Here is an 11,422-nt window from a genome sequence, read left to right on the forward strand (position 1 = left end):
CATGCGCCAACCGGATATCGAGATTTACCTGAAAGATGCCGATCACCACGCCATCGCCGCCTGGTTGAGCGAAGCGCTCGGCCCCTGCACGCCCTGGCAGCAGAAAGGCCAGACCTTCAAGTGCCTGGCCGGCGAGGTGCCGGTGACCTGGCTGCCAAAAGCCGTCGGCAAATGGCACAGCCTCTACCTGGAAAGCGCCGCCACCCCCTGGGACGACGACCTGAGCTGCGCCCAGGCCGCCTTTGCCGCGCTCGGCGTTGAAGTACGCTGCGCCCCGGGCAGCTGGCAGGAAGAGGAAAACGTCGAACAGGCCGACCGCTGGATGCGCATCAGCGCCGACGGCGTCGAGGAAATCACCTGGCGCACGGGCTAAACGAACGACATAGGGCCTAGTGCCGGGCTTTTGTTATGTACAGGCGCTGGCGATTGATGCCCCGCTCCTACGGGGCCGCCCTCATCCAACACGCAAACTCATCGCCAAAAAACCTTTGCCAATAAAAAGCCCCGCACCCTGCATGGCAGGCTCAAAGTGCTCAAGACCGCGGGTTTCGAAATTATCGACGATCACCCATACCGGGAACCCGCTCATGCGGCCAAAGCGGGTCCCGGGGATCGGGTCAGCATGCCGACCAGAACCTGGGCCGCTGGCACAAACTCCAGGTCCAAACCACCCAGAGGGCGCTGGCCATGGCCTTGACCCGACTCTTCATCTCCAACGGCCGTAGGTCAGCAGGCAAAGAGGCGCTGTAACGCTGACGATCGAAGTAATCCTTGAAGTCCATGACATCTCCCTTGAATCAACGCTGAGCGCCCAGGCTGCTCTTATCAAATGTCAGCTCGTTGTAGCCATTGCCAAAGCGATAGTTGCTCCAGCGCACCCAGGTCTGCTTGCCGGCCTGGTGGTTGACCGTTCTCATCTCGCTAGGGGAAAGTGACAGATCGTTATGGCTTGTCCCAGCGCCCGGCGGCGCTCTGATCGCTTTGCCGGCCTTCGACCCAGCAGGCCCCCTCGGCCGTGTCTTCCTTCTTCCAGAACGGCGCACGGGTCTTCAGGTAGTCCATGACGAAGGCACACGCCTCGAATGCCGCCTCGCGGTGGGCGCTGGTGGTGCCGACGAAGACGATCGGCTCGCCCGGCTCCAGACGGCCGATGCGGTGAATGACCTGCAGGTTCAGCAGCGGCCAGCGCTGCTCGGCCTCGAGCGCGATCTTGGCCAGGGATTTCTCGGTCATGCCGGGGAAGTGTTCGAGAAACATCCCACCGACTTCGCGGCCCGCGTTGAAATCACGCACATAGCCGACAAAGCTGACCACCGCACCGATTCCCAGGTTGGCGGCATGCAGCGCGTTGACTTCAGCGCCCGGATCGAAGGGCTCCAGCTGGACTCGGATGGCCATGTTCAGCCTCCGGTCACGGTGGGGAAGAAGGCCACCTCGTCGCCCTCCTCCAGCGGTTCGTCGAGGCTGCACAACTCCTGGTTGCGCGCACACATCAGGTTCTGCTCGGCCAACACCTGCCACACGCCGCCGCGGGCCAGCAGGTGCTGGCGCAGGTCATCGAGAGTAGCAAGCGCCTGGATATCGCTCAGTTGCTCGCCATCCAGGCCCAGCGCCTCGCGGTAACGGGCAAAGTACTGCACGCGAATCATTGATCGTCCTCGGCCTTGTAATGACCACTCTTGCCGCCCAGCTTCTCCAGCAGGCGTACGCTTTCGATGACCATGCCGCGGTCCACCGCCTTGCACATGTCGTAGATGGTCAGGGCGGCGACGCTGGCGGCGGTCAGGGCTTCCATTTCCACCCCGGTCTGCCCGCTCAGCTTGCAGCGCGCGGTGATCTGTACGGCATCATCGCCGTGGGCGAGCAACTCAACCTTGACGCTGCTCAACATCAACGAATGACAGAGCGGGATCAGGTCGGCGGTCTTCTTGGCGGCCTGGATGCCGGCGATACGCGCCACGGCAAACACATCGCCCTTCGGGTGCGCGCCGTCGACGATCATCTGCAGGGTTTGCGGGCGCATGCGCACCAGGGCTTGCGCCACGGCCTCACGGACGGTCAGCGCTTTATCGCTGACATCGACCATGGTGGCGTGACCTTGGGAATCGAGATGGGTTAGCACGGGTTTACTCCAGGCAGGGATCGGCCGATTGTAAACCCAGCAGTCAAGATATGGCAGCGGCAAGCGGCAAGCCGGGCTGCTGCGCGTTCAACTCGCAGCTTATGGCTTGCCGCTTGCCGCTCACCGCCTCCTACATATGGGTTTCGGCGAATTCCGCCAGGATCGAACGCGGCACCCCCTGCAGGGTGATGTGCACGCCGTGGGGGAAGTCCTTGAAGCGCTCGGTGAGGTAGGTCAGGCCCGAGCTGGGCGCCGACAGGTAGGGCGTATCGATCTGCGCCAGGTTACCCAGACAGACCACCTTGGAGCCGGTGCCGGCACGGGTGATGATGGTCTTCATCTGGTGCGGGGTGAGGTTCTGGCACTCGTCGATCAGGATCAGGCTCTGCTGGAAGCTGCGTCCGCGGATGTAGTTGAGGGATTTGAACTGCAACGGCACCTTTTGCAGGATGTAATCGACGCTGCCGTGGGTGTTCTCGTCGTCCATGTGCAGGGCTTCGAGGTTGTCGGTGATGGCACCCAGCCAGGGTTCCATCTTCTCTGCCTCGGTGCCGGGCAGAAAGCCGATCTCCTGATCCAGCCCCTGCACACTGCGGGTGGCGATGATCCTCCGATAGCGCTTGCTGACCATGGTCTGCTCGATGGCTGCGGCCAGGGCCAGGATGGTCTTGCCCGAACCGGCGGCGCCGGACAGGTTGACCAGGTGGATGTCCGGGTCGAGCAAGGCGAACAGCGCCAGCGCCTGGTGGATATCGCGTGGTCGCAGGCCCCATGCTTCCTGATGCAGCAAAGGCTCCTGGTGCAGATCAAGGATCAGCAATTCATCGCTCTGGATGCCCTTGATCCAGCCGACGAAACCCTGTTCGTCGATGATGAACTCGTTGACGTGCACCGCCGGCAGGTTGTCGATCAGTTGCACCCGGTGCCAGGTGCGGCCGTGATCCTGACGGGTCTCGACCTTGCTCACCCGGTCCCAGAAGGAACCGCCCATGCTGTGATAGCCCTTCGACAGCAGCGACACATCGTCGACCAGCTGGTCGGTGTGGTAGTCCTCCGAGTCGATCCCACAGGCGCGCGCCTTCAGGCGCATGTTGATGTCCTTGGTCACCAGCACCACGGACATGTCCGGACGGCGAGCTTTCAGCTCGACCAACTGGTTGATGATCTTGTTGTCGTTGAGATCCTCCGGCAGCCAGGTAATGGGCGAAGTACTTTTAGTCATGAGAATCGAGAGAAAACCACAAGGCCCGCTCTTCTCACGCTGGATCGCGACACCGTGCTCCACTTCCTCGGGTGTGGCGCTGCCCAGGATCTTGTCGATCAAACGAATCGCCTGCCGGCACTCGGCGGCGATGCCTTGCTTGCCGGTTTTCAGCTTGTCCAATTCTTCCAGAACAGTCATTGGGATGGCGACGTGGTGTTCCTGGAAATTCAGTAGCGCATTCGGGTCGTGGATCAACACATTGGTGTCGAGGGCGTAGAGGGTTGGAGCTGTGGGCTTGAAGCTTCCGTGGTCATCCATACTCGGTCACCTTCTTATAGGAGCCAAGCGACGGAATGCCTGAGCAGCGCTCCGCCGCGGGGACCACCGACCTCTCAGGCGGGGGCTGAACAGGTACAAGCAAGGTGAAGGCCAAGGGTCGCCACCTGTCTGCAGGGTTCGGCGGTCTGTCTTTTAAATACTCCAAAAATCATGACAGGCGAATGTTTTTTTCATTTTCTCCAAGTTTATTTTCCGCCTCGACGAATAGTGCTTGGCGAGCTGCAAAGGCACCGTTAAAGTCAGAAGTCTTCCCCCCGTTCCTGCCAAAAAAATCCCGCCTCCGTACCACCATCACAGCTCGTTTTCAGCACAGCGATTGACTTCAACCGTCACGTGTACCAACTCGCCAATCCCCGCCAGCCGGGCCTTGTAGCGATCGGCAGAGATATCGCCATGGGTCACCACGCTGACAATGCAGGCGTACTGCACCCGACCGACTCGCCACAGGTGCAAATCCGCCAATTCGGTGTCTGCTTCCTGCGCCAAGGCGCTGCGTACACGCACCACAATGGGGCTATCCATCTCCCGATCGAGCAGCACCTTGGCAGTCTCGATCAACAGACCTTTGGCCCATAACGCGATGATCACGGCACCGATCACCCCCATCAGCGGATCGAGCCAGCTCCAGCCGAACATCAAACCGCCAAGCAGTGCAATGATCGCCGCCACCGAGGTCAGCGCATCGGCCAGCACATGGATAAAGGCGGCATGCCGATTAAGGTCTCGCCCCTTCGCCGACGTGTCGTGATCGTGATCGTGATCGTGATCGTGATCGCCATGAGCATGACCGTGCGCATGCTCATGCTGGTCACGCAGCAGCCAGGCCGACAGCAGATTGACCAGCAGGCCGACCACCGCCACCCACAGCGCCACCTCGAAGGCAATTACCTGCGGCTGCCACAGTCGCCAGAGCGACTCCAACACCAGCATCGCCACCACCACCAGCAACAGCAGCGAGCTGGCGAAACCGGCCAGCACCTCGATCTTCCAGGTGCCGAAGGCGAAACGCGGGTCATGGGCATAGCGCCGCGCCAGCAGATAGGCCAACGCGGTGAGGCCGATGGCGAGCATATGCGAGGCCATGTGCCAGCCATCGGCAAGCAGGGCCATGGAATTGAAGACGTAGCCGGCGGCGATTTCCACCAGCATGGTCACCCCGGTCAGCGCGACCACCAGCCAGGCTTGGCGCTCGGTACCGGTGTCCAGCGGTCGGTAATCGTGGGAAGGTTCCCAACGCGAGTGATTGCAGGTGGCCATGGCAGCTCCTTGAGGGAATTGACCTGGGCAAACTACAACCCCGTGGCGCCCCCCCGGTCAAGCGCGCAGAACAATCCCGGCACCCGCCTCATCGCCCGGAGAAGCCGCGGCACGCAGTGCAATCCGGGAGCAAGCTTAGCCGGATTGCGCGCTGGCGCATTGGGCTAGACGCTCGTGGGCAGAAACGGATTTCCGGCTGCGCGAGCGCCTCCGTCAACGCTCGCGCAACGCCTCGGCACGGGCGCGGATGATCGGTTTGAGCAGGTAGCTGAGCACGCTTTTCTTGCCGGTGATGATGTCCACCGAGGCGACCATGCCGGGAATGATCAGCAGAGGATGCTCTTCGCTGCCCAGGTGGCTCTTGTTGGTGCGCAACTTGATCACGTAGAAACTGTTGCCATCATCGTCGGTCACGGTGTCGGCACCGATCTGTTCCAGCTTGGCCTTGAGCCCGCCGTAGATGGTGTAGTCATAGGCGGTGAACTTGACAATGGCCTCCTGCCCCGGATGGAGAAAGGCGATGTCCTGCGGGCGGATACGTGTCTCCACCAGCAAGGTATCGTCCAGCGGCACTATCTCCACCAGATCGCTGCCCGGCTGGATCACCCCGCCGATGGTGTTGACCAGCAGCAGCTTGACGATACCGCGCACCGGCGAGGTGACCAGGGTGCGGTTGACCCGATCCTCCAGCGCCTTGCCGGTCGACTGGATCTTGCTCAGATCGGTGCGCGCTTCGTTCAGCTGGGTCAGCGCATCGCTGCGAAAACGACTGCGGGTCTCGTCGATCTTGCGCTCGACTTCCTTGATCGCGGCTTCGGCGCGTGGCATCGCCAGGGTCGTGGCCTGTAACTGGCCGCGGCTCTCCACCTCGGCGCGCTTCAAGCGCAGCACTTCAACCGGGGAAATCGCCCCCTCGGCCACCAGTGGCTCGGACATGCGAATTTCCTGGCGAAGCAGTTCAAGGCTGCTGCGAAACTGGCTCTGCTTGGAAGCAAACTCGCGCAACTCCTGACGACGCTGGGTCAGTTGCTCTTCCAGTCCGGCAACCTCGTCCAGCAGCTGCTGGCGCCGACTGTTGAACAGCTGCTCCTCGTTCTCGGCCTGACGCGGTACCTTCTCGCGCACTTCCTCGGCCACCAGCAATTCGCGATCCTGGATTTCCGCACTGAGGCGCTCGACCCGCAGCAGCAGGGCCAGGCGATCGGCCTCGGTCTCACCGACGTTGGACGCAAAACGGGTGTCGTCCAGACGCAGCAGCGGATCGCCGATATTGACGATCTGCCCCTCGCGGACGAACAGTTCGGAAACGATACCGCCTTCCAGGTTCTGGATTTTCTGCAGCCGCGAGGAAGGAATCGCCTTGCCATCGCCACGGGTCACTTCGTCGACGACGGCGAAATGCGCCCACAGCAGGCAGAAGGCGAAGAATGCAATCAGGCCCCAGATGGTCAGACGAATGACCCTGGGCGCATCCTCGATCAGCGCCTTGCTGACTTCCGGCAGCGGCTCGTCGCCCATGCCCTCATGGCTACCGAAATACGCGGCAACGGCCTGACCCAGGCTCTTCTCAGGCGGTTTAGCTGACACTGATCTGCCCCTTCTTCAGCGCTTCCATCACGCTACCTTTTGGCCCGTCGGCGATGACCTGCCCACGGTCGACGATGATCAGGCGGTCGACCAGACTGAGCATGGAGGCACGGTGGGTAACCAGCAGCAGGGTCTTGCTGCCGATGACTGCAGCCAAACGCTGCTTGAGGCGCTCTTCACCGGTGTTGTCCATGGCGCTGGTCGGCTCGTCGAACAGCAGGATTTGCGGGTCGAGCAACAACGCCCGGGCCAGGGCCACGTTCTGCCGTTGTCCCCCGGAAAGATTCTGCCCACGCTCGCCGACCTGCAGCTCATAGCCCTTGGGATGCAGGCGCACGAACTCGTGCACCCCGGCCAGCTCGGATGCCTGCAAGACCAGTTCATCCTCCACGTAGCGCGCGCCCACCGCCAGGTTGTCGCGCAGCGTGCCGGAAAACAGCTGGATATCCTGGGGCACGTAGCCGATGTTGTGGCGCAGGTCGCTGACATCCAGCTGGCGCACATCGACGCCGTCGACCAGCAGGCTGCCGGCATCCGGCTGATACAGACCGACGATCAGCTTGGCCAGCGAGCTCTTGCCCGAGCCGCTGCGACCGATGATGCCGATCTTCTCGCCGGGGCGCACCACCAGGTTGATGTTCTGCAGGGCGGCCTGCTGCTGATCCGGATAATGGAAATCCAGCTGGCGGAACTCGATGGCGCCCTGCAAGGCCTGACGCTTGAGCGGACGCTCCTCTTCCTGACGTTCCTGCGGCAGGGTCATCATCTGGTTGACCGACTCGAGGGTGACGCGCGCCTGCTGGTAGCGGGTCAGCAGGCCGGATAACTGGGTCAGCGGGCCGAGCGCACGACTGCTGAGCATGTAGCAGGCGATCAGGCCACCCATGCTCAGTTGGCCGTCGATGATCTGGTAAACACCGAAGACGATCACGATGACGCCGGCCAGTTGCTGCAGCAGCATGGTCGCATTCATCGCCAGGCCGGAGAGCATGCGCGCGCGCAACTCAAGGCGACTGAGGGTGCCGATGGTCTGCTCCCACAGGTACTGGCGCTCGCTCTCGGCATTATTGACCTTGACCGCATCCAGTCCGGCGAGGCTCTCGATCAGGCTCGACTGCCGCTCGGCGGCCAGCGCCATGGTGCGCTCCATGGTTTCCGCCAGGGGGCGCTGCAACGCCCAGCCGATCAGGGCGACCAGTGGAAAGGCCAATACCGGGATCCACACCAGGTGGCCGCCGATCATGGCGATTACCGCCAGAATCAACAGGGTGAACGGCAGATCGATGACACTGGCCAGGGTCAGCGAGGCGAGGAAATCTCGCAGACTCTGAAATTCGTGGATGTTCTGCGCGAAACTGCCGACCCTCGCCGGACGGTATTTCATGGCCATGCCGACGACCCGCTCGAACAACGTCGCCGAAATGATCAGATCGGTCTTCTTGCCGGCCAGATCCAGGCACAGGCCGCGCAAGGTCTTCAGCAGCAGATCGAACAGGTACACGCCACAGATACCGATCGCCAGCACCCAGAGCGTGGCTTCCGCCTGGTTGGGCACCACCCGATCGTAGACATTCATGACGAACAGCGGCGTCGCCAGGCCAATCAGACTGATCAGGAAGCTGGCCGCGATAGCATCTATATAGAGCCAGCGGGAGCGTTTGAGGGTGTCGCGAAACCAGGACGTCGCCCGCGGAATCAGCTCGCCACGGTTGAAGTCGAACTTGTGCAGCGGCTGGGCAAAGAACACCTGGCCACTGTAATCCTCCTCCAGCATCTCGGCACTGACGAGAACCTCACCACCCTCGCTCTCGCTGGGCATAATCCGCGCACGACCCTGCTCGTCCCAACCGAGCAATACCGCACTGCGACCTTCGCGCAGCAACAGCAGGGCAGGCATGGCCAACGCCGGGATCTTGTCCAAGCCGCGACGCAACCAGCGCCCTTGTAGACCAGCACGAGCCGCCGCACGGGGCAGCAACTCGACACTCAGACGCTGCTCGGGCAGGGGCAAGCCGGCCGTGAGCATGGCGCGGCTGACCGACTTCTGGTGCAAGCCGCAAAGTGACAGCAGGCTGTCGAGCAGTGGATCATCATAGCGATCGCGCGGATCGCTACGGGTCGGGGCCTGGCTGACGTCTACTGCCACAAAGATTCACTCATGCACGAAGAAAAGCCGCTCTCAGAGGTTGTGAAAATATCGAGCGCCGTCGCGAGCGGTTTTCACATCCTCTCAGTTCAGGCCCGGCAGTGTCACCTTGGCCTTCACCACATCCAGCGGTGCCGCAGCCATGGGTGCAACTACACCTTGGCTTTGCAGCAGGGAACCCATGGTCGCCTTGATCCGGTATTGAGTAAACAGTTCCGTGTAGCGAACCTCTTCCATGCGGCGCGCAGCGGTGAACAGTTCGTTCTCGCTGTCGAGCAGGTCGAGCAAGGTCCGCTCGCCCAGGCCGAACTGCTTCTGGTAGGAATCACGCACCCGGCTGCTGTAGTCGACATATTGCTGAGCGATCGGCAATTGCTGACGCGAATTCTCCAGGGCATTCCAGGCCAGACCGAGGTCTTCGTTCAGGACGCGCAACGCGTTGTTGCGAATATCCATGGCCTGATTGACCTGGTGCGCCTTGGACTGCAGGTCGGCCTTGTTGCTGCCACCGGCGAACAGGTTGTAGCGCATGCGCAGCATCGCCTGCCATTCATTGCTGTGGCCGGGCACACCGTCGATATTGTTGTCGACACCTTGCGACAGTTCGGCGTCGAAACGCGGATAGAACGTCGACTTGGACGCTTCATACTGCTGCTCGCTGGCCTGAACATCGGACTCGGCCGAACTCAAGAACGGATTATTCGCCAGCATTTCCTCGCGCGCGGCCTGCAGGTTTTCCGGCAAACGTCCCGGCAACCCTTGCGGCATGCTCAGTTCGCGGGGGTCACTGCCAATCACGCTGTAATAATTGACCTGAGCATCGGCCAGATTGGTCTGCTCGGTGATCAGGTTGTTACGCGCTTGGGCCAGACGGGCCTCGGCCTGATCGAGATCGGCCATGCGCCCTACTCCGCGTTCGCTGCGCAGGGAGATCTGATCATAGATACGCTCGTGGCTGCGCAGATTATCCTCCGCCAACCGGACCATGTCGCGACGCTTGAGTACATCCAGATAGACCTGCGCAACGGTCAACGCGGTGCGCTCGGACGTGCCCAGCAACTCATAAGCACGGGCATTCACGGTAGCCCGCTGACGCCCGACTTCGCTGCTGGTGGCAAAACCATCGAACAGCATCTGCTGCAAACGCAGGCTCGACTCGCCGCGGGTCAGGGTCTTGTAATCGTGCCCGTAAGTAGCACGGGTGCTGGGATTATCGGTGCCCTCACGGCCATAACCGGCGAGCAGATCGACCTGCGGCAGATAACCGCCCTTGGCGGCTTTCATCTGTTCCTCAACCGACAGGCGTGCATTGATCCCCGCCTGGATTTCCGGATGCACCTCAAGAGCGCTCTGCATGGCTTCGTTGAGGGTTTGGCCGTTGGCCGACAGGGAGATCGCAAGAGCAAGGGGAAGCAGGGGTAAAAAACGCATTGGAGGTTTGATTCCTTTCAGGCTGAGGAGCAGGTGGCATAGAGAGCCAGAGGGCGAATCACTACAGAACGATCCAGCCAACGAGATCACTCATGAACTTTTTTCACGCCACCGAACTGAGATGAACAAACAGATCAATATCAAAGTGACATCAACGATAGTGAGTGTGTATTATCGCGCAAGTGCGGTCAATAGTTTGGCATATTACCGAGCCAATTTGAAGCAAAGACAAGTTATTGTCGTCAAATAAATGACAGTCCGTTTTTACTTCTGCCTTGGCCCAGGTCACATAAATTCAAGGATCACACCACGCCCTGGGCGTCTGGAGCTTAAACATGAGCAATTTTGTCGCCGTCATTAAAAGTCTTGTGGGCCAGGTATTCGTTGTTTCCCTCGACGGTCTCAAGCGGCAAGTGTTCGAAGGCGAGCGCCTGTTCCAGGGCGACCAGGTGGTGACCGCGTCGGGCGGCTCGGCAATCCTCGAACTGACCAATGGCGATGTGGTCGACATCGCGGCCAATGGCAATTGGCAAGCGGGTGAACAACAAACTGCCGAGCCAGCCCAGGCGGCGCAAGCGCCCGCCTCCGAACTGGAACAAGCCATCGCCGCCGGATTCGACCCAACCGCAGACCTCGAACCGACCGCCGCAGGCCCGGGCGCGGCAGGTGGTTCAGGTGGGGCGGCAGGTGGCGGCCACAGCTTCGTGATGCTGGATGAGACCGCCGAGCAGCTGGATCCAGCTATAGGGTTTATAACTCAAGGACTGAGCTTCCCGACCGAAACACCGATTGAAGAGCAAAATGTCAACCCAGAACTTAACATCACAAGCACCGGCACCCCGCCGACGATTAGCATCCCGGACACCGACGGCAACACCAGCGCCACCGACAGCACTCTGCCGGAATCCGCTGGTGCCACCGCCGGCAGCTTCACCGTCAGCGCTGAAGCAGGCATCGCCTCGATCAGCGTCGACGGCACCACCCTGACCCTGGCCCAGCTTAATGACTTGGTCGCCAACCCGGCCGCCGCCATCGATACCGGCGAAGGCAGCTTGAAGATCACCTCCTTCAACGCCGCCACCGGCGTAGTCAGCTACAGCTACGATCCCAGCGTGCTCAGCCACACCAACAGTGCCGCGATCGTCGACAGCATCGTCATCAACGTACTCGACTCCAACAACGTCAGCCGCAGTGACAGCCTGGACATCCTGATCAGCGACACCGCTCCTGTGGCCAACGCCGATACCCGCACCGTCAGCGAGGACGACACCGGCATCAGCGGCAACCTGGTCACCGGCGTCAATGCCACGGCCGACACCCAAGGCGCCGACACCGC

The 11,422-nt window shown here is 61.4% G+C and carries 11 protein-coding genes; 2 read left to right on the forward strand and 9 right to left on the reverse strand.

Annotated features, from left to right (window positions below):
* The first annotated feature begins 1 nt into the window (after window position 1).
* Complete coding sequence (locus tag R3355_RS07305; protein ID WP_318949958.1) at window positions 2-373, forward strand: hypothetical protein; 372 nt, start codon at window positions 2-4, stop codon at window positions 371-373.
* A gap of 244 nt (window positions 374-617) precedes the next feature.
* Here R3355_RS07305 and R3355_RS07310 read toward each other — a convergent pair whose 3' ends face one another.
* The 9 genes from R3355_RS07310 to R3355_RS07350 all read right to left on the reverse strand — a co-directional run bounded on the left by R3355_RS07310 (window position 618) and on the right by R3355_RS07350 (window position 10,086).
* Window positions 618-782 (reverse strand): hypothetical protein, encoded by a 165-nt coding sequence (locus tag R3355_RS07310; RefSeq protein ID WP_318960665.1) that lies wholly within the window; start codon window positions 780-782, stop codon window positions 618-620.
* Window positions 783-942: 160 nt separating this feature from the next.
* On the reverse strand, window positions 943-1,398 hold the full coding sequence (gene moaE / locus R3355_RS07315) for a molybdopterin synthase catalytic subunit MoaE (protein WP_318949952.1): 456 nt from the start codon (window positions 1,396-1,398) through the stop codon (window positions 943-945).
* Window positions 1,399-1,400: 2 nt separating this feature from the next.
* Window positions 1,401-1,649, reverse strand: a complete 249-nt coding sequence (locus R3355_RS07320) for a MoaD/ThiS family protein (RefSeq protein ID WP_318949954.1) — start codon at window positions 1,647-1,649, stop codon at window positions 1,401-1,403.
* The gene (gene moaC / locus R3355_RS07325; RefSeq protein WP_305255098.1) at window positions 1,646-2,122 is read right to left on the reverse strand and encodes a cyclic pyranopterin monophosphate synthase MoaC; all 477 of its coding nucleotides are present in this window, start codon (window positions 2,120-2,122) and stop codon (window positions 1,646-1,648) included. The genes R3355_RS07320 and moaC overlap by 4 nt, the downstream gene beginning before the upstream one ends.
* Window positions 2,123-2,252: 130 nt before the next feature.
* Entirely contained in the window at window positions 2,253-3,644 is a 1,392-nt protein-coding gene (locus R3355_RS07330) for a PhoH family protein (RefSeq protein ID WP_318960666.1), read from the reverse strand.
* Between the two features lie 312 nt (window positions 3,645-3,956).
* Complete coding sequence (dmeF, locus tag R3355_RS07335; protein ID WP_318960667.1) at window positions 3,957-4,922, reverse strand: CDF family Co(II)/Ni(II) efflux transporter DmeF; 966 nt, start codon at window positions 4,920-4,922, stop codon at window positions 3,957-3,959.
* A 213-nt stretch (window positions 4,923-5,135) separates the two neighbouring features.
* A complete protein-coding gene (locus tag R3355_RS07340; RefSeq protein ID WP_318960679.1) occupies window positions 5,136-6,440 on the reverse strand; it encodes an HlyD family type I secretion periplasmic adaptor subunit in 1,305 nt (434 codons plus the stop codon).
* Between the two features lie 58 nt (window positions 6,441-6,498).
* Window positions 6,499-8,655 carry a type I secretion system permease/ATPase gene (locus tag R3355_RS07345; protein WP_318960668.1) on the reverse strand — a complete coding sequence of 719 codons (2,157 nt, stop codon included), beginning with the start codon at window positions 8,653-8,655 and terminating at the stop codon, window positions 6,499-6,501.
* An 84-nt stretch (window positions 8,656-8,739) separates the two neighbouring features.
* A complete protein-coding gene (locus R3355_RS07350) occupies window positions 8,740-10,086 on the reverse strand; it encodes a TolC family outer membrane protein (protein ID WP_318950903.1) in 1,347 nt (448 codons plus the stop codon).
* Window positions 10,087-10,421: 335 nt separating this feature from the next.
* On the opposite strand from R3355_RS07350, the gene R3355_RS07355 reads away from it, so the two are divergent.
* A partial coding sequence (locus R3355_RS07355; RefSeq protein ID WP_318960669.1) for a retention module-containing protein occupies window positions 10,422-11,422 on the forward strand: 1,001 nt, incomplete at its 3' end.

Source organism: Pseudomonas sp. (assembly GCF_033723075.1).
Lineage (GTDB): Bacteria > Pseudomonadota > Gammaproteobacteria > Pseudomonadales > Pseudomonadaceae > Aquipseudomonas.

Coding starts and splice junctions, on each gene's coding strand:
- R3355_RS07305 (WP_318949958.1), top strand. CDS start 2: ATGCGCCAACCGGATATCGAGATTTACCTGAAAGATGCCGATCACCAC.
- R3355_RS07310 (WP_318960665.1), bottom strand. CDS start 782: ATGGACTTCAAGGATTACTTCGATCGTCAGCGTTACAGCGCCTCTTTG.
- moaE (WP_318949952.1), bottom strand. CDS start 1,398: ATGGCCATCCGAGTCCAGCTGGAGCCCTTCGATCCGGGCGCTGAAGTC.
- R3355_RS07320 (WP_318949954.1), bottom strand. CDS start 1,649: ATGATTCGCGTGCAGTACTTTGCCCGTTACCGCGAGGCGCTGGGCCTG.
- R3355_RS07330 (WP_318960666.1), bottom strand. CDS start 3,644: ATGGATGACCACGGAAGCTTCAAGCCCACAGCTCCAACCCTCTACGCC.
- dmeF (WP_318960667.1), bottom strand. CDS start 4,922: ATGGCCACCTGCAATCACTCGCGTTGGGAACCTTCCCACGATTACCGA.
- R3355_RS07340 (WP_318960679.1), bottom strand. CDS start 6,440: ATGGGCGACGAGCCGCTGCCGGAAGTCAGCAAGGCGCTGATCGAGGAT.
- R3355_RS07350 (WP_318950903.1), bottom strand. CDS start 10,086: ATGCGTTTTTTACCCCTGCTTCCCCTTGCTCTTGCGATCTCCCTGTCG.